At 41.6% G+C, this 19,354-nt stretch carries 15 protein-coding genes; 4 read left to right on the top strand and 11 right to left on the bottom strand.

Annotated elements, in window-relative coordinates; all coding sequences use genetic code 11:
- Window positions 1-88: 88 nt before the first annotated feature.
- From IGI97_RS01260 to pplA, 6 genes are all read right to left on the bottom strand, one after another.
- Complete coding sequence (locus IGI97_RS01260; RefSeq protein WP_438737829.1) at window positions 89-3,148, bottom strand: WxL domain-containing protein; 3,060 nt, start codon at window positions 3,146-3,148, stop codon at window positions 89-91.
- A 211-nt stretch (window positions 3,149-3,359) separates the two neighbouring features.
- Entirely contained in the window at window positions 3,360-7,157 is a 3,798-nt protein-coding gene (locus IGI97_RS01255) for a WxL domain-containing protein (RefSeq protein WP_438737828.1), read from the bottom strand.
- The gene (locus IGI97_RS01250; RefSeq protein ID WP_002368511.1) at window positions 7,144-7,506 is read right to left on the bottom strand and encodes an LPXTG cell wall anchor domain-containing protein; all 363 of its coding nucleotides are present in this window, start codon (window positions 7,504-7,506) and stop codon (window positions 7,144-7,146) included. The genes IGI97_RS01255 and IGI97_RS01250 overlap by 14 nt, the downstream gene beginning before the upstream one ends.
- Before the next feature lie 387 nt (window positions 7,507-7,893).
- A complete protein-coding gene (gene menA / locus IGI97_RS01245) occupies window positions 7,894-8,841 on the bottom strand; it encodes a 1,4-dihydroxy-2-naphthoate polyprenyltransferase (RefSeq protein WP_002387591.1) in 948 nt (315 codons plus the stop codon).
- Window positions 8,842-8,854: 13 nt separating this feature from the next.
- On the bottom strand, window positions 8,855-9,922 hold the full coding sequence (locus IGI97_RS01240; RefSeq protein WP_002354751.1) for an FAD:protein FMN transferase: 1,068 nt from the start codon (window positions 9,920-9,922) through the stop codon (window positions 8,855-8,857).
- 254 nt (window positions 9,923-10,176) lie between these two features.
- Window positions 10,177-11,106, bottom strand: a complete 930-nt coding sequence (gene pplA / locus IGI97_RS01235; protein ID WP_002368513.1) for an extracellular electron transfer flavoprotein PplA — start codon at window positions 11,104-11,106, stop codon at window positions 10,177-10,179.
- Between the two features lie 277 nt (window positions 11,107-11,383).
- On the opposite strand from pplA, the gene IGI97_RS01230 reads away from it, so the two are divergent.
- The 4 genes from IGI97_RS01230 to IGI97_RS01215 all read left to right on the top strand — a co-directional run bounded on the left by IGI97_RS01230 (window position 11,384) and on the right by IGI97_RS01215 (window position 15,563).
- Window positions 11,384-13,330 (top strand): NAD(P)/FAD-dependent oxidoreductase, encoded by a 1,947-nt coding sequence (locus IGI97_RS01230; RefSeq protein ID WP_002354747.1) that lies wholly within the window; start codon window positions 11,384-11,386, stop codon window positions 13,328-13,330.
- A gap of 217 nt (window positions 13,331-13,547) precedes the next feature.
- The gene (locus tag IGI97_RS01225) at window positions 13,548-13,970 is read left to right on the top strand and encodes a NusG domain II-containing protein (RefSeq protein ID WP_002358956.1); all 423 of its coding nucleotides are present in this window, start codon (window positions 13,548-13,550) and stop codon (window positions 13,968-13,970) included.
- An 11-nt stretch (window positions 13,971-13,981) separates the two neighbouring features.
- The gene (locus tag IGI97_RS01220; RefSeq protein WP_002354743.1) at window positions 13,982-14,539 is read left to right on the top strand and encodes a Gx transporter family protein; all 558 of its coding nucleotides are present in this window, start codon (window positions 13,982-13,984) and stop codon (window positions 14,537-14,539) included.
- Window positions 14,540-14,576: 37 nt separating this feature from the next.
- Complete coding sequence (locus tag IGI97_RS01215) at window positions 14,577-15,563, top strand: polyprenyl synthetase family protein (RefSeq protein WP_002358954.1); 987 nt, start codon at window positions 14,577-14,579, stop codon at window positions 15,561-15,563.
- Between the two features lie 883 nt (window positions 15,564-16,446).
- Here the strand turns inward: IGI97_RS01215 and folP are convergent.
- The 5 genes from folP to folB are packed head-to-tail and all read right to left on the bottom strand — an operon-like array spanning window position 16,447 to window position 19,239.
- Window positions 16,447-17,238, bottom strand: a complete 792-nt coding sequence (gene folP, locus IGI97_RS01210) for a dihydropteroate synthase (protein ID WP_438737825.1) — start codon at window positions 17,236-17,238, stop codon at window positions 16,447-16,449.
- Window positions 17,231-17,824, bottom strand: a complete 594-nt coding sequence (locus tag IGI97_RS01205) for a non-canonical purine NTP pyrophosphatase (protein WP_438737823.1) — start codon at window positions 17,822-17,824, stop codon at window positions 17,231-17,233. Before IGI97_RS01205 ends, folP begins: the two co-directional genes overlap by 8 nt.
- A gap of 3 nt (window positions 17,825-17,827) precedes the next feature.
- A complete protein-coding gene (gene folE, locus IGI97_RS01200) occupies window positions 17,828-18,397 on the bottom strand; it encodes a GTP cyclohydrolase I FolE (RefSeq protein ID WP_002383148.1) in 570 nt (189 codons plus the stop codon).
- Complete coding sequence (folK, locus tag IGI97_RS01195; protein ID WP_010778032.1) at window positions 18,391-18,876, bottom strand: 2-amino-4-hydroxy-6-hydroxymethyldihydropteridine diphosphokinase; 486 nt, start codon at window positions 18,874-18,876, stop codon at window positions 18,391-18,393. The genes folE and folK overlap by 7 nt, the downstream gene beginning before the upstream one ends.
- The gene (gene folB, locus IGI97_RS01190) at window positions 18,877-19,239 is read right to left on the bottom strand and encodes a dihydroneopterin aldolase (RefSeq protein ID WP_002354733.1); all 363 of its coding nucleotides are present in this window, start codon (window positions 19,237-19,239) and stop codon (window positions 18,877-18,879) included. It abuts the gene before it with no gap.
- Window positions 19,240-19,354 lie beyond the last annotated feature (115 nt).

Genomic DNA, 19,354 nt, shown 5'->3' with positions numbered 1-19,354 from the left:
CAATGCTATTATAGCACAACGACCATCAAAAGACCATCAATAAAAATGCCCGAGCCTTAGAAAAATAAGAGGCTCGGGCATTTTTATTTTAGGGGCCAGTCACTAAATTCCACGTGACGGCGGCTTGGTATTGTTGGCCAGCCATACCTTGGTTGGCTGGCACTTCTAGTTTGATGTTAGCAAACGTGAAGTCCAGTTGGTAGACGTCACTGCCTGTGAACTGTTGGTTTGCGACCACCGCTGTTGCGGTATTGTCGGCGGTTAAAGTCACGGTGCTGGTCTTGCCAAGTGGTGTCCTGGTTTCTGTTGGTTGGTTGTAATCGGTAAAGCTGGCAGCAGCAGCCGTTCCTAGCAACAAGCGAGTCGTTGTTGGCAGGCTGTCTGTGGCTGATTTTGGTTGCGACAGCTGGGCCGTTAAACTCCAATTGGCTTGGCTAGTATTCAGGCGTAAATATGGGTTACGGGTGCCATTGCCGTAGTAATCGGCGGCCTTCTTCAAGCCATATTGTTGCTTACTTCCTGAAATTGCTAGTTTACCAAAATCAAATGTCGGGGTACTAATAAAGCCGTCGCCGTCAGGACTCGTAACTTCTTGATCCAAGTCTTTAATACGGACCGTATCTTTGGCGGTTAAGCTGCCAAAGTTGCCCGTTACTTCAACTTCAGCGGTTAAAACTTGACCAGGATTTCTTGTAACGGTGGTTCCTAATATGTTCATTTTTAATTGACCGCCAGCTGGTAAAGGCTGATCCAACGTGATGGACACTCCTGCACCGGTCGTCCATTGTTCTTTGGTGACAGGAAAGGCTTTGGTGTTTTGACCCGTTCCTTGTACAAATATCGTGTTGGGTGCGCCGATGCCAGCCGCCCAAGTTGCCGTTGGCTTGATTTTAATGGTGGTTAACGGCGCTTCGCCTGTGTTCTTCAGTAGCGCCTCCCAGTAATCCATTGTGGCGCCATTTTCGACTATGTCAACAGCGCCTGTTAACGTTAGTTCCGCGGTGGGAATCGCTTCTTGGTACACAGCAGTCATGTCGTCCTCATCATTAAAAGTTGGTGTAAAACTTGGGGTCGTTGTCGTCTTTAATGTTGCTGGCTTGGTTTTGCCTTTAAACCAGCCTTGGAAGATATAGGTTTTTTCACCAGCTTGGTAGATCTTCGGCAAAGCTTTTGCGACAGTGTAGACATAGTTTTCACTGTCCACCACTAGCTGATTTCCTTGTGTAAAGCCAGTTGGTGGCGTGATTTTTGCGCCACTTTCGTCTACAAAATGTTCAGTGACCCGCCGATTTTCTAAGTAATAATAAATGGTGCCATCAGGGGTCGATAAATTATAGTTGCCCCCAGCAGTTCCTGAATAGATACTCATTGAGTAAAGTGTCTTCGTGGGGTCCCACGTCCAGTAAGAACGGCGGGCAGTATAGCGTGTGGCACTTTTTTGGGTCAAGTTATACGCAGTGGTTCCCACTAAACTACTAACAATGTTGTCGGGGTTTTCGATGCCACGGCGCACTTCATTTGGTACTGGATACTTGGTTTTATCCCCTGTATACGCAGTAGTTGGTGAAATCGAAATCGTCTGGTAATACTTAGGAATTTCAACACTCACTTCTTGCGGGCCATAAGTTACGATTGTCCCATCGTCTGGGCGTGTGTAGACTTTTTGCGGGATGGCTAATTTCTTTAATTGACTTGCTGGCATATCGATTCCATCAATTGTGGGAAAAGTCGTCATTTCCCCTGTGGCTCCGTCACTTTCACCCATGGTCGCACTTAGCTTAAACTTGGCGGGATTAATCAAGTTTCCTTGCTCATCAACATAGCCGAACAAAGCTTCTCTCGCTGGCAACGTATAGGTTTTCATCACTGCTTCTTCATAGACCACATGCAAATCGTCATTGTCATCATAGGTCACCGCATAACTAGGCGTTTTGGTGGTTTCCAACGTGCTAGGTTTCGCATTCCCTTTGTACCAACCTTTAAATAAATACGTCTTCCCATCACTGCCTGTGTAACGTTCAGGCAAGGTGCCTTCTTGGGTAAAAGTAAAATCCTCCCCTGTTACAATGGTTTTCTTATCCTGCGTATAACCTTCTGGCGCAGGAATCGCCCCGCCTGCGGGATTCTCAAATTTTTCCGTGACACGCCGCTTTGTTAAATAATAATACACAGGACCCGCTGTTCCTCGTCTTTGGTGCGAACTAGTTGGACCGCCGACATCTCCATAAAAATAGGTCAGCGCATACGTAACGCCTCCTGGTGCCGTAGCTACCGTATATTTAAACGTCTTTTTAGGACCAAACGTCAGCTTATTGGGCATTTTTTCATTGGTTAACTCTAATTCCGTCTCCGCATTGGCGCCCACATAGTTCGTCACTTTGCCCCCAACGTTCGCAAAAACCGTTGGCACTGGATATTGCGTAGTGTCTCCTGTATAAAACGTACTTGGTCGAATGTCCAGGCTTTGATACTCCTTAGGAATAGTAAACGACACTTCAGAAACGCCATAAATATTACTTGGATTCTGGTTATTTGTATCATATTTAAAAGCTGGTGACGTTGGAATAGACAGTAACTTTCCGCCATTCACAGTGGTGGGCTCAAGGGGGGTTCGTTGTAATTTCTCTTCATAAAACGAAAACGTGGAAAGATTGACCGCCATCGTAATTCGGTCGGGATCAAACAACGTCCCGTCTTCCTCCACAAAGAAAAAGGGAATCTCGCGCCCTTCCACAGAAGAATAACCAATCGCTCGAGAAGCAATTCTTGCCGTTTCCTGTGGCGGTACTGTTTTCGCTTCACTAGCGACCGTTGCCTGTGACTCTTCGGTTGTTTGTGTCGTCTGGCTCGCTTCGTCACTAGACTGAGATGTTGCTACTCCTTGCTCCGTCGCCCCAGTAATCGTTTCCGCTAACACAGTCACACCAACCACTGAATCCATGAACAAAGAACAACTTAACCCAACAACTAGCCATCTTTTCCAATTTACTCGCTTCATCTTGCTCCTTCTTTCTATGTAAAAATTCAATCTATAGTCTCTATAAAGTCCTTTCTTAATCAGTATCCTGTTATTATCGATACTGATAACTAGCATTTTTTTATTTATTTTACCAAAGAACACACAGCTTGAAATTTCAAATTTTGACATATTGAGTGCCGTTTTTTAGTGATTCCTATCCTTTCAAGGCTGAGCGCCTCTGTTCCCTTTGAAAATAAGTGTTATTTTAGCGAAAATCAAGGATTTAAACGCTCTTTTGATGAACTCCAACTGTTTTTTCCTTAATATTTAAACCAAAAAGCTCAAAATGTTAGTGATAACCACTAACATTTTGAGCTTTTCTCATGATAACTTAACTATTTTAAGGACCTGTAACTAGGTTCCATGTAACTGCGGCCTTGTATTGTTGCCCTTTAACACCTTGATTGGCTGGCACTTCAAGTTTGACATTATTGAAGGTGAAGTCCAACTGATAAACATTACTACCTGTGAATTGCTTGTTGGCAATAATACTCGTTGCTGTGTTGTTGGCTGTTAAGCTAATGGCACTCGTGGTACCGACCGTATTTTTCAACTCGGTTGGTTGATTGTAATTGGTAAAGCTAGAGACAGGCGCCGCCCCTAATAATAAGCGGGTCGCTGTAGGCAAGCTGTCTGTCGCTGATTTTGGTTGTGACAGTTGCGCTGTTAAGCTCCAATTGGGTTGCGTTTTCTTAATCCGCAGATACGGATTCCGTGTGCCGTTACCGTAGTAATCCGCGGCTTGTTTCAAGCTGTGTTGTTGCTTAGTTCCTGCAACGCCCACTTGGCCGAAGTCGAAGGTTGGCACACTGATGAAGCCTTCGGTCGTTGGTGTGACTACTTCTTGATCATTTGGACGAATTCTCACGAAGTTATCCACTGTACGATCTTTAATACCACCAAATACTACAACTTCTGCTTTCAAAACAGTGTTTGGTTTCCCTGTTGCGCGAGTTGTGAAAGCAACTGAAACTTTTTTGCCGATAGGAACGGCATTTGGTAAAGGAACCCCCTCTGTCCAAAGTGTACTATTTACTGGGATTGATTTTGTCGTTTCTCCTTCTGGTGTCACTTCCATAAAGGTCGGGATCGTCAGACCAGCTGACCAATTGGGCCCTTTTTTCAAGGTGAGATTTTGTAAGGGTGCTTTGCTAGTATTCGTGATCGTTGTTGTCCAGATTACATTGGTATTCGTATCAATCACTTCTTTTGGTCGAGTTAATGTGACACTAGCTGTTGGTATTTCTTCCTTATACATGGCGGTCATATCGTCATTGCCATCAAAGGTCGCATTGAACGTTGGAGTTGTTGTTTTGTTCAACGTACTTGGCTTGGTTTTCCCTTTATACCACCCTTGGAACGTATAGACTTTGCCACCTGTAGTATACGTCGCTGGTAAAGCTTTTGCCGCTGTGTACTTGAAGGTGTTACTGTTCATTGGTACTTGGTTACCTTGGGTGAAGCCTGTTGGTGCAGTGATTTTGGCACCGTTGACATCCACGAAGTTTTCGGTGACTTGTTTGCGAGTGACTTTGTAGACAAGTTTTGACTTATCCGCAGGGTTGGCGTTAAAAAGAAACATTACGAGAAGATAGTTAACTCCTGGTGTGCCACTATATCCTAAATGCGTGTAAAAAAGTCTATTATTTGCATTAGAAAAATAGGTGCCATCTGAATCAAAATTAAGCAAGTTAAGAGATTCTGAACTAAGGTCAACCTCTGCTGGTGCTACATTTGGGTCGAAAACCAGTGAGCTATTGTTCGTGTACACATATCTATAGGATTTCAGATTGCTACTTTGAGCTGTGTCTAATTGAATGCTGTCAACATATTTTAGTTGTTGGTCGATGGCTAATTTATCAACATTAAACTGTAATCTGTTGGTAGCACTGATTGGTTGTCCATTATTATATTTTTTCAATAATTCTTGGGACAATGGCATACTACCATTATTAATACTTACCGTATATTGCCCATTACCATTATTTTTTGAGGTCACGTCATATAAATCGGTTCTTAAGTACGCACTCGTACTTTGCGCATAGTACTTACCACTAAAAGTTAACGCCGGTGTGAAAGCCCCGCCTTTTTCATTCACAAAGTTCATATCGACTGATGGATACACTGTCGTAACTGTTTCTTCTTCATACACCACATTCAAATCATCATTGTCATCGTAGGTCACTTGATAACTTGGCGCTTTGGTAGTTGTCAATGTGTTGAGTATGGACTTGCCTTTGTACCAACCTTTGAACTTGTAGGTCTTACCGCCTGTTGTGTAAGTGTCTGGTAAGGTGCCTGCTTGTTTGAAAGTGTAGGCGTCGCTTGTAATCACCGTTTTTTTACCTTGGGTGAAACCTGTTGGCGGTGTGATTTTAGCGCCGTTGGTGTCTACGAAGTTCTCGGTGACTTTGCGGTTTTCTAAATAATAGTAAACAGGGCCACTCATTGTATAATAATTGACTGGGTCATCGATGCCAGACTCTGTCCCAAATAACGTTTTCGTATAAAATTCAGGTTGATCGGCTAAAGCATTAAAGCCAAACGTTTGGCCCGACAGCTGTTTCAACTTGTTGTAAGTGGTCACAGGCATGTGTGACATTTCTACTTGATCTATATTATAGATTTTAGGAAGAGGAAAAGCTGGGTCGGTTTTGCCATCTGATTTGGTAATATTGATTGATTTGTACCGTTTGGGCAATGTAAACGTAATGTCACTCGCGCCATAAAACGTATTGACGCGATATTGTTCAAAATAGTTGACAGGCACGGACAAGTTTTTCAGTGTCGCTGTATCTGTCCCCGTTAAGTTACTGCTCATTACTGTTTTTTTATTATTTTCATTTAAAGTAAGATTATACTTCATCTGCACTTGGTCGGGGGCAATTAATTTGTTCGTCGCTTCATCCACAAAGCCAAATTGATTGGTCGAAGCAGGCAGCTCGTACCCTGAAAACTCCTCATAGACCACCGTCAAATCATCATTGTCATCATACGTGACTTTATAGCTAGGTGTTTTAGTGGTGGCCAAAGGCTCGGTTTTGGTTTTCCCTTTGTACCAGCCTTTGAATCGGTAAGATTTCGTGCCAACTTTGTAGGTCTCGGGTAAAAAACCACTTTGTTGGAACGTGTAAGGATCACTATTAATGACCGTTTGTTTCCCTTGGGTGAAATTACTTGGTGGCGTGATTTTGGCGCCACTTGTATCTACGAAGTTTTCGGTGACACGGCGGTTGGTCAGATGGTAATAGATTGGGCTACTCACAGTCTTATAACCTATGTTATTACCTTTCACATCAAAGTCATTTATACGATACAAAAAATTAGTAAACTTTACACCTGCAGGATCTCCTCCAAAAAATGTTTCCCGTGGTGTATAAACATTGTCTCCTTTACTGGTCAGCGCCAATGCACTAATTACACTACTTTGAGTCAAAGATAGCGGTCTAGTACCTGCTAGTGCAATAGCAGGTAACGGATAAGTAGAATCAATTTTACCTTCTCTATTGTAGAGACTCGCTGATGCATAATATTTTGGTATGCGAATTGAAAAGTTTGTGTACACCTCTTGAGTTCCTTCATATGACGGTCCTGGTGGCATAACTACAGAAGTTGCTGGCATTATTACATTCTTTAAGTTTCCTACGGTTGAAGCACTCCCTTGAACCATACTAGTCCACTTTCGATTATAACCATCTGTCTTCCATGATCCTTTGGCATAGCTATACGTAATTGGTATAATATCTGGATTTATTAATTGACCTGATTCATTCACAAATCCAAACTGATAAGTTTCTGCAGAAAATGAATAAGTTGCCTTCATATTGATTTTTTTTGGTTTAGGAATGATTGGTGTTTCTGCTTGTTCCACTTCTGCTTGCGGTTCTTCTTTCTCCGCTTCTTTCGTTGCTTCTTCCTGACTCGTGTCAGTTGTTACTTGACTATTTTCCGTACTGGCTTTCGTTGTTTCTTCCTTCACGCTACTTGCTTGCGTCTCTTCCTTGGCACTACTTTCGGCGGTCGGACTACTTTCAATCGTCACGGTTTCCGCAACTGCCGTCACACCAGAAAAGGCGTTAATTACTAAAGAACTACACAAGCCAATGGTTGCTAATCGTTGCCACTTAGTTTGCTTCATGTCGTCCCTTCTTTCTATGTACGATTCCCGCCAAACCGATTAAGGCGAAGCCGAGAATGCTCAAATTTGCCTGACTCTTGCTCCCTGTACGAGGGAGCGTTGAGCCAGTTGTGGTGGTCTGTGTCGAACCACCACTTCGTTGATCTCCTTGCGGAGGACCAGCTGGTTCCTTGGGATCAGCAGCTGGCGCATCTGTTTTCGGTGGGGGATCTTTAGGAGCGGGTGTTCTCGGATTTTGGTAAAATTCAATCCCCACCGAACTAGAACCACCATCAGACGCTTCAACATTTATAAAAAAACTAGGAGAAGATAGTAGACACACAATCATTAAATAACGCTTTTTTTTCATTGAAAAACCTCCTTTTAACTCGCTAGCCTTTCTTGCCCTTTTACACAAGAAAGACAAAACAACCTTTTGTTACTCCTCTATAATAACAAAGAAACCCCCAGCAGAAATTGACGATTTTTTCGCACCCCATGCGAAAATTTTGAAGGTTCCTATTCTGACAAGAGTTACAACAGCTGTTATTTAATAATCGGCTCAAAAAAAGGGCGATTTCGGCAAATTTTTACCAAAATCCCCTGACAAAATTTTAAGATTCCGCTCTTTTTAACAAGAAAAGCTCAAAATGTTAGCAACGAATACTAACATTTTGAGCTTTGTTTGATTGTTTTGACGCAGGCCTCTGAAAAAAAACAGTATTTTTTTCGCCCAGCCCGCTATTTTTTCGCAAGACTAACCAAGTAAGGCGCTAATGAATAGCCCTAAAGCATAGGTGCCATTGAAAACCATTAAGTTCTTAATGGAATGGCGAAAACTTTTCGGCTGCGGCAATTCTTGTTTAAACGTTTGAATATTTTTCCAAATGACAGGTAAAGTGGCAAATGTAATTAACACAGGCCATTGATAAATACCACTAATGAAGCCGAATAAAATCACCAGATACCCAGCTAGCGCTAACACTTGAAACAGCACAATCCCCGATGGGCGCCCAATATAATAGACTAATGTATAACGGTGGTTCTCAATATCCGTGTCTAAGTCCCGTAAATTGTTGGCGAGCATGATGTTAGCAATCGAACAGACCAAGGGCAAGGACGCCACGACAATCGCAAGCACCGCCCAGAGATTGCCGTCTAAGCGAAAGGCGCCGCTAGCAAAATCGACCGTTAAGTAAAAAGGCGGATTGGTGACGACGTTCAAGTAAACGGTTAAGACGAAGATGCCTAAGCCCATCGTGAAGCCACTGAAAATTTCCCCCAAGGGCATGCGAGATAACGGAATCGGTCCATACGTGTAGAAAATCCCGATGAAGCAGCAAATCCCGCCTAAAACAAGGAAGAGCCAGCCGGTTTGAACCGTCAAGTACGCACCCACAACGGCAGTGAAGGCAATCATGGCGAAAATCATGTTGCGGACCAGTTGTGGTGAAACGCCTGATTGTCCGATAATATTTTCTTCATATTTATAGACGTCTGATTTGGCTTTTTTGAAGTCCATGTAATTATTAATGGCGGTAGTGGCCATATCAAAGACCACCATGCCAATGAAGAAAACCAGCGTGTTGCCCCACTGAACTTCCCCGAAATAGGTCATTGAAAACAAGACCCCGATAATGAAGGGAAAGAGACTGGCAAGCTTCGTCTGAATTTCCACTACTTTTAAAAACACATTTAAAGACATTTTTAGTCGCTCCTTATTTCAAATCGGCCCGATTCCCCATCGTATAGCCAGAGTCTTTGCCGATTTCAAAGTTGCCTTCGATATCTTTGCTGATGTAGACTTTGTCATCTTTTGTGACGAAAATGGCATCGGTTCCTTTCAGACTTTCGACATATTCTAGTCCTTTTTTGACGCCCATTGAGAAGACGGCTGTTGAGAGACCATCACCATCGATGGATTTGTCGGTGATAATGGTGACACCCGCGATGTCGTTATCAAACGGATAGCCAGTTTCACGATCAAAGAGATGGTGGTAGGTTTTGCCATCGACTTTTAAGTAGCGTTCATAAATTCCTGATGTGACTAAGGTTTTGTTGCTTTCTTTGACTTGACCTAAGACTGTGTTGCGGGCTTTATTCGGATCTTGAATCCCGACTGTCCAATCCATGTCTTTGCCACGCGGGCTGTGTCCTAAGACGTAAACATTCCCACCTAAATCGACAATAGCGGTGGTAACGCCGTTGTCTTTCAGAACTTTCACGACTTCATCGGTGATGAAGCCTTTGGCAATTGCGCCTAAATCTAGTTGCATGCCTTTTTCTTCAAGATAAACGGTTTGCTCTTTGTCGTTGAATTTGACTTTCGTGTAATCGACAAGTTTCAAGGCTTGATCAATTTCGGCTTGGCTTGGTTTGCGGGCATCATCGAAGCCAATGTGCCACATAGAGGTGATTGGGCCAATTGCCATGTCAAAGCCGCCGCGGGAGTCTTTGCTGTATTCATAGGCTTTTTTCAACAAAGGATACAAGTCATCTGAGACTTTGACTGGTTTCACGCCTGCTTCTTGGTTGATTTCATCAATTTCTGAACCTGGTTGGTTGACGGTGATTTTATCGCCTAGTTCTTTGACACGGGCAAAGGCTTTCGGTAAGACGTCTTCTTTGCCATCATCGTAGATGCGAATTTGAACGTAGGTACCAAGCATTGTTTGACGGTCAGAGTATGGTTCTGTATTAATTTTCGCTTCTGGTTTTGAGGAACAAGCAGCTGCCACAAACAGCACTGCTAGAACACTCACCATGAGCAGAAGTTTCTTTTTCATAGGATTCCCTCTTCTTTCCTTCTTTAATTAAAAAATAAGTTCTCTTGCATAGTAGCCTTTTTTGGAAAAAATGAAAAGTCTTTCTCTTGGAAATTCACAAATTTCTGTGAAAAAATTTGTGAAATGATGGACAGAACTAGCGAAGAAAAAGGGGCGGGAAAGTCAGCTAACCGACTTTTTCCCAACCCCTCAATGGTGTCAAGTACTTGCTGAAAAGCATTTCAGGAACTACTTCACGATTCATTTATTATTACTTATTTTGTTACGATGTTGTCAACAACGATTTCAGTTGTGTCGCCTTTTTCAGCAGCGTTCACTAATTGTTGTGCGTAGTTGATGAATGAATGTGTGCTGTGTGTTGCACCAGTTACTACTTCAACACCTGCAGGTGATCCGTCTTCTTCGCCCATTGCTTTAACAAATTCTTTGTTTAATGTTTCGATATATTCTTTTGGTCCAACGCCAGCAACGTCTTTCATTTTGCTTTCGTATTCAGTGTCATCTTTTTTAGATTTGCCGTCAGCGTTCACGTTATCGTAGTTAGATTCAGTCACTTTACCATCTTTCACAGTCATTGAGAATGTTGTGTGGTAGCCGTTTGAGTCATTTTTTTCTTTCAATGAGTACGTACCATCTTTCAATGTTGCCCCATTGTCGATTTCGATTGTGTCTGTGTTACCAGCTTGTGCTGCTTGGATTAATTGTTGTGCATAGTTTTGGAATGATTCAGATGAATGAGTCGCACCAGTTACTACTTCCACACCGCTTGCGCTTTGTGCTTTAACAAAAGAATCGTTTAATTGTTTGATGTATTCTTTTGGTCCAACACCAGATTTTGCTTTCATGCTTTCTTCATACTTAGTGTCTTCTGTTTTAGATTTGCCGTCAGCATTGATGTTGTCATATTTAGATTCAGTGATTTTGCCGTCTTTTACAGTCATTTCAAAGACTGCACGGTAACCATTTTTTTCATTTTTTTCTTCTAATTTATACGTACCATCTTTTAAATCGCCACCGGCAACTTTTTTCGCTGGTGCTGATGATTCAGTTGATTTTTTCGTTTCTGAAGATGCTGCGCTAGAAGAGTTCGTTGTGTTGTCTTTCTTGTCTGCGCCACAGCCTGCTAATACTAAACTAAATAATGCAATTGCCGCAAAACCTTTAACAAATTTATTCACTTTCATTGATAGTCACCTTTTCTTTCATGATTTTCACAAACATTAAAAGTTTGTGATACATTACACATTATAATGGTTTTAAAAACGTTGTCAAGACCATCCCCTAAAAATATTTACATTTCGGTCTTTTTTTCATCAAAAACTCATCGTTGGAGTAAATTTGTTGACAATTAAAATTTATATTAGACAAATTCGTGAAATACTTATATAATGTTAGTCGATTGTGTACTTATTAATCATTATCACTATTTTACTACTTACAATATTAAGGAGCGGATTGTCAATGACAAAGCAAAATATTGTCGTTGTAGGTGCTGGGTATGCTGGCGTTTCAGCTACTAAATTTCTAGCAAAGAAATTTAAAAAAGATACGGACGTAACAATCACATTGATTGATCGCCATTCTTACCACACTATGATGACCGAATTGCATGAAGTAGCAGGCGGACGTGTTGAACCAGAAGCAATTCAATACGACTTACAACGTTTGTTCTCACGCAAGAAAAACGTAAAATTGGTAACAGATACTGTTACTGGGATCGACAAAGAAAACAAAGTTGTGAAAACTTTAGCAGGTTCTTATCCATTTGACCAGTTAATTCTGGGTATGGGTGGCGAACCAAACGACTTTGGAACACCAGGCGTGAAAGAAAATGGTTTCACCTTATGGTCATTTGATGATGCAGTGAAAATTCGTCATCACATTGAAGCAACCGTTGCTAAAGCAGCCATCGAACCAGATGCTGAAGTACGCAAAGCAATGTTAACATTCGTTGTCTGTGGTTCTGGTTTTACTGGGATCGAAATGGTCGGCGAATTAATCGACTGGAAAGATCGTTTAGCGAAAGATGCCAAAATTGATCCAGACGAAATTACATTAATGGTTGTTGAAGCAATGCCAACCATCTTAAACATGTTATCTCGTAACGATGCTGCCAAAGCAGAACGTTATCTAGAAAAGAAAAATGTTCAATTATTATTGAACTCACCAATCGTTGAAGTTGCAGCAGATCACATTAAATTAAAAGATGGTTCTGAAGTACCAACGCATACGTTAATCTGGACAGCTGGTGTGAAAGCAACTTCTGATGCCGCTGACTTTGGTTTAGAAGCAGCACGTGGTAGTCGTTTAGTTGCGAATGAATACATGCAAGCAAAAGGTTACGAAGACAAAAACATTTATATCATTGGTGACTTGGTTTATTACGAAGAAACACCAAATACACCAACTCCTCAAATCGTTCAAGCAGCTGAACAAACAGGTCATACTGCGGCTGCCAACATCGTTGCAGATATTAAAGGCGGCGAAAAACATGCCTTTAAAGGAAACTACCAAGGATTCATGGTTTCCATCGGCGCGAAATGGGGCGTTGCCAACTTATTCGATAAAATTCATTTGAGTGGTTTCTTAGCCATCATTATGAAACATATCGTTAACTTGAAATACTTCTTTGATATTCGTTCTGGTTACTACATGTTCCAATACATTATGCACGAAATCTTCCATATTAAAGATGATCGTTCTGTTGCTCGCGGACATACGTCTCGTTACGGCAATGTCTTGTGGAGTGTTCCGCTACGTGTCTTCTATGGTATGGTTTGGTTAGTCGAATCAATGAAGAAAATTGTCGGCAACGGCGATTACTTGAAACCAAGCACTTGGTTTGGTGACGGTTCTTGGTTCACAGATAAAGTCGTTTTCCCATTCCCTTGGTTACAAGAACAAGTAACAACAGGTGCTTCTCAAGCAACTGAAACAGCAACAACTGCTGCAAGTGGTGCGGCGGATGCGGCGGCAAGCGGTGGTGCCGATGCGGCAACACAAGCAGCGCACTTTGGTTTAAGCTACGCTTACGGCGAAACACCAATGCAAGTGTTTGATCACATGCCTAAATGGTTCGAAAGCGTAATGAAATTTATGATGCCAAACCAAGAAGTTGCTTTGTTCATGCAAAAATTCATGACAATCGTTGAAGTATGTATTGCTTTAGCATTGATTGCTGGTTTATTCACTTGGTTATCAAGTGCTGCTACAATTGGTTTAACAATTGCCTTCTGTTTATCTGGCATGTTCTATTGGGTAAATATCTGGTTTATCTTTGTCGCTTTTGCTTTGATGAACGGTTCAGGCCGTGCTGTCGGTTTAGACCGCTGGGTAATTCCATGGATTCAACGCAAACTTGGTAAAGCGTGGTATGGTACCCCGAAAGCTAGATACGGCGGTAAGTAAGCAATCGATCATCGATTGACAACTACGAGCAAAAGCTGAGACACATGTCTCCAGCTGACTATCATAGGATTTAGTATGTGGGACAGCAGTCAAGCATGACTTTTGTCCCACATATTTTCTTTTATATAATATGGTGGCTCAACTGGAAAAGAATACTTCTTTTCCGTTCATTATGTTATGATAGACAAGAAAAAAACACCAAAGGAGAGAGAAGAAAATGACGATCAAAGAATTCATTAAGAAAAGTCGCTTGAAAACATGGGACGTTATTATTATTGCTGTTTTAGTTCTTGGTTCTTTTCTGCCCCTTGTTGTTTTTGCCATGCAAAACCGTGGTCAAGAAGCGGCTACGTATCAGGCAGTCTTGAAAGTAGACAACAAAGTAATCAAAGTCTTTGACTTAAAAAAGGACGGCCCGCATTATACATATAAATACGAAGCAAAAGACGGTGATTACAACCTGATTGAAGTAGATGGTGATCGTATCCGCGTGAAGGAAGCCAACTGTGCTGACTTAGTGGATGTTCGACGAGGCTGGATTTCCAAACCTGGTGAAACCCCGATTGCCTGTCTACCCCACAATTTGTTTATCACCGTGGAAGCTTCTGATGGGAGTGAAGACGGTAGCTTAATTTATTAAGCACGACAACTATGAGCAAATTACACAAGAATATTTATATTGCTATGCTCGTTGCCCAAGGGGTCATTATTGGCTTAATCGAAAATATGATTCCTTACCCTTTCGCATTTGCTCCTGGGGCAAAGCTCGGTCTAGCAAATTTAATTACTATTATTGCGATTTTCACCATGCGTAAGCGTGATAGTTTTTTCCTAGTCTGTTTACGTTTGATTTTAACGACATTACTGGGCGGTACACTTTCGACCTTTTTCTATAGTGCCAGTGGTGCCTTATTAAGTTATTTCGGCATGTTGCTTGTCAAGCAGCTGGGGCCAAAACGGGTCAGCATTATCGGGATTAGTGCCGTTGGTGGTTTCTTACACAACGTTGGTCAGTTGCTAACGACCTCTTTCTTTGCTCATTCGTGGGCGCCGATGCTGTACTTACCATTTCTATCTCTGTTTGGGTTACTTTCGGGGATTGCCATTGGGATTGCCGCTAATTATTTACTACAACATGTCCAGACGTTACGAAAATTCCAACTGAATTATGAACAAACAACGAAACATAAGTGGAGTCAATTTTTCTAATTGAAAACCTGTCCGCCACAATTAAAGGAGTCATCTTATGAATATACATCCTATGTGGAATACCTATCCTACGTTATCAAAAGAATTAACAACTACTCTTCGCTTGATGGAACAAGCGGTTCAAATCGATAATCAAGAGATTCAAGCTGCTGTCCATGACATGATTCATTCTGGCGGCAAATTGCTACGTCCAGCCTACCAACTGTTGTTCTCTTATTTTGGTGAACAGCGGGACCCTAAAAAGGCGACAGCGTTAGCGGCTTCCATTGAATTACTGCATACCGCCACGTTAGTTCACGACGATATTGTCGACGAAGCCGATACGCGTCGTGGCTTGCCAACATTGCGTTCGCGCTTTGGAAATAGCACAGCCGTGTATACAGGCGATTATCTTTTTGTTTGCTGTTTCAAGCTCTTATCTGATTATTCTTCTTCATTAAAAAGCATTCAATTAAATTCGCGCAGTATGGAAAAAGTCCTGACTGGTGAGCTTGGTCAAATGGACAATCGCTATAATTTCGAGGTAACGATTGACCAATATTTAAAAAATATTTCCGGGAAAACAGCGGAATTGTTTGCGCTAAGTTGTTTTGTCGGTGCCTATGAAAGTGGCACCTCCCAACGTTTTGCCAAACGTTGTGGTGAAATCGGCGAAAATATCGGACTGGCTTTTCAAATTATTGATGATATTTTGGACTATACACAAACTGCTGACGCTATCGGCAAACCCGTCTTAGAAGACGTACGTCAAGGCGTGTATTCTTTGCCCTTGATTTATGCACTTGAAGCCAATCGTGAAGTCTTGTTGCCACTTTTAATGAAAAAAGAAGCCTTGACCGATGAAGAAACACAGGAAATTTATCGTCTTGTCCATGAACTAGGTGGCGTAGAAAAGGCCCAACAATTAGCCACTCATTACACAGAAAAAGCGCTGAAAGAAATCAGCAAACTTCCTGAAACAAAGGCCCAAGCGAAAGAACAATTGTATGAAATTACACAAACGATTTTGACAAGAGAAAATTAAAAAAGCCGCTGGATCCTATTGAGGATTTAGCGGCTAGCTTTTTAGGTGATATCTTGGTATAATAAACACGAAGAGAGCGTACTAGACATACGCTCTCGGGTAGACCGTTTAAGACGGTAGCTTTAATTGTGGATAAATAAACCCGTCAATCCTTGCTAAAGATTATGACGGGTTTATTTTTTGTCGTTTTTATTACTGATTTTGACAATTAATGTTGCGAAAGCAATCGCAAGCATCAATGCTTCAAAGACAGTCACTACTATTCCTTTCTAGGGAAAGAGCAAACAAGCAAAAACATTGGCAGTCCCCCTTTTTTGAGAAATTGCCACCGTCATAAACTTCCTACTTGTGTAGTATAACACATTTGTACCTTCCTAGAATACGCTTACTTTTTTATTTACTATTCGACTTTTCCGTTTCAACTTGCTATAATAAACACAAAGAGAGCGTACTAGACATACGCTCTCGGGTAGACCGTTTAAGACGGTAGCTTTAATTTATTGGTTAATAAACCCGTCAATCTTCGCTAAAAGTTATGACGGGTTTATTTTTTGTTGTTTTTATTACTGATTTTGACAATTAATGTTGCGAAAGCAATCGCAAGCATCAATGCTTCAAAGACAGTCACTACTATTCCTTTCTAGGGAAAAAGCGAACAAGCAAAAACATTGGCAGTCCCCCTTTTTTGAGAAATTGCCACCGTCATAAACTTCCTACTTGTGTAGTATAACACATTTATGCCTTCCTAGAATACGCTTACTTTTGTAATAAAAATCGCGCACCGTTTACTGGGATAAAACGATTCAGCCAACTAAAATTTTTTAGACTAAACAGACCGACCATCAAAAAAGATGGTCGGTCTGTTTAGTCTATTGCTCCGCCTTTACTCCTTCTCCGACAATGCTCGCCAGACATCAAATGTTTGTTTTAAGCCTTGGACATTATGAACACGTAAAATTTCTACGCCTTGTTGTGCTGCATACAAGGAAGCAGCGGCTGAACCAAAATCACGGTTGGCTGGTTCTGGTTCGTTCGTTAAAGCGCCGATGGTTCGTTTGCGAGAAACGCCGTACAGTAACGGATAATTTTGGTAGCGAAAGGCGTTAGGATCTTTTAACAGTTGAAGGTTTTCTGCGACAGTTTTATGAAAGCCAATCCCTGGATCGAAACAAATTTTTTCTAAGGAAAGCCCATATTTTTGGCATTGTTCAATTTTTTCTGTATAAAATTGGTGCAACTCTTCTTTTAAAGAAAGGGATTGGTGTTTTCTGGAATGCATAATCACAACTTGGACTTCAGGATATTGTGCGAGGACTTCTGCCATCCCCGGAGTGTCTAATCCTTTGATGTCATTAATCATTGTGGCGCCAGCTTGGATCGCGGCTTCTGCTACTTCGGGATAGTAGGTATCCACAGAAATCGGCGCTAGCGAAGTCTCACGTATTTTTTTTATTAATGGTAATACTCGGTCTGCCTCAACTTGTGGAGAAACTTCTTCGTAGCCAGGACGTGTGGATTGGCCGCCAATGTCTAAAATACCGGCCCCCGCTTCTAGTAGATGAAGCGCATGTTGATAGGCCACGTCGACCGTTGTGTAGCTACCGCCATCAGAAAAAGAGTCGGGGGTCGTGTTGACAATCCCCATAATTTGGTAATTCTTTTTTAAATCAATCATTGTCACATTGCTCCTTTATCTGCTGAATCATCTTTCGTAAAGCCCGCATTCTAGGACTTATCTTCATTCGTTCACTCGTGGACAACTCCGCTAAGGTTTTGCCTCGGTCTGGTAAATAAATAATCGGATCAAAGCCATAACCACCTGTACCGCGCGGTTCAACTAATTCACCAGTCAAAGTGGCTTCCGTTTGCAACAGTTTGTCGTCATCGAGTACATAGACCAATGTGGCTGATAAGGTTAACTCTCGAGTCGACTGTCGCCCTTCAAATAAGTGCAACAGTTCGCGGTTCTGTTCTTCCGGATTGGCTGAATGGAAAAAGCGGCTTGTATGAATACCTAATAAATCAGGAAAATCAGTTAACGTTAAGCCGCCATCATCACCTAACACTGGGCGGCCAATTAATTGTTGGAAAAAGCGAGCTTTTAGATAAGCATTTTCAGCATACGTAGTGCCAGTTTCTGCAGGTTGTTCTTGACTGGTGGTATACTTTCGATAAGAGACAAGTTGAATAGCGGGGTCCTTAAGTCCTGATTGCATTTCTTTTAACTTACCTTGGTTATTCGTGCCAACAATGATTTCCATTTTCTAACGTATCTCCATTAAAAATTGATTTTTCCACTCTTGTTCTTTAAATAGTCCGGTAAATTGAAATGTTTTGGTGCTACTTTGTGGTGTTTTCACGCCGCGCATCGTCATACACATATGTTCCGCTTCAATGGCTACTGCAATGCCTTTGACGGGAATATTTTCTTGGAGTTTGCGGGCAATTGTCACTGTTAAATCTTCTTGAACTGTGGGACGTTTGGCACAATGTTCTACTAATCTTGGTAACTTGCTTAGTCCCAATACTTTGCCACCTTCTGGCAGATAAGCGACATGTACTTTTCCATAAAATGGCAATAAATGGTGTTCACACATTGAATAAAAGGCAATATCTTTTACTAGAACCATTTCGCCTTCATTTAAGCTATCAAATAATTTATAATCATCAAATTCAGGTTCGGTTAATCCACTAAAAACTTCTGCATACATTTTAGCTACGCGTTTGGGTGTATCAATGAGTCCTGCCCGTTGAGTATCTTCCCCCACTGCTTCTAAGATTGTGGTAACTGCCTGCTCAATTTGCGCTTGTTTTTCCTGCTCCATCTCTACCATTCCTTTTCGCTTACTCGCACTTCTTCTTGATTGCCACTGCGCTGAATCCACGTAGCTATTGGCGTGCCCAATAGTTGTTCCTCTGCGTAAACATCACTTAAGGGAATCAAAACAAATGACCGTTTTGTTAATTCTTGATGAGGAACTTGTAGGTGGGGCAACGTGACTGACTGCTCCCCTAATAATAAAATATCAATATCAATAATCCGCGGACCCCAGTGAATTAATTTTTTACGTTTCATTGCTTGCTCAATCCCTTGGGTAACAGCCAATAACTCTTCAGCGGTATAGCTAGTATCAATTTTCAATACGGCGTTCAAAAAATCATCTTGGTCTGTATAGCCGTAAGGATCCGTTTCATAAAGTTTTGAAGAAGCCACGACCTGAATCTGCGGGTCTTCGTTTAAATAATTGCGGGCTTTCACTAAATTTGCGTATGGATCGCCGACGTTACTACCTAATGCTACATAGCCAATCATCTATACTTCTCGCTCCATTTCAATTTCAATATTGTCAAAAAGGCCGGGCATCGGCACACTATATTTTCTAATTTTAATGATAATTTTGTTCAATTGTTCTTGATAATCTGCGGAAATATCATCTAAAATAGCACTCGCTAAACCTTCGATTAAATCGTACGAGTGATTGTTTACTCGTTGGGCAATCAATTCATTCACTTCGGCATAATTGACTGTTTGGGTGACATCATCTGTTCGCCCTGCCTCGGCTAGCGACAACTGCATTTCAAGGTCGATTTCTACTTGCTGTCCTAGACGTTTTTCTTCTGCCAAAACACCATTTTTTGTGAAAAATTTCAAGTTGTTGATTCTAATTTTATCCATCCTCTAACTCCCTACCCTCTGTTTTGCTGATTTTTTTAATCATAGCATATTTCTTGGAAAAGTCAGTAGTTAAAAGATGGAAAAGTGGTTATTGGTATGATATAAAAAATTACTT

Source organism: Enterococcus sp. DIV2419 (assembly GCF_051711865.1).
Classification (GTDB): domain Bacteria; phylum Bacillota; class Bacilli; order Lactobacillales; family Enterococcaceae; genus Enterococcus; species Enterococcus faecalis.
The sequence above is the reverse complement of the archived record's forward strand: the minus strand, read 5'-3'. Positions and strand labels throughout refer to the sequence as shown.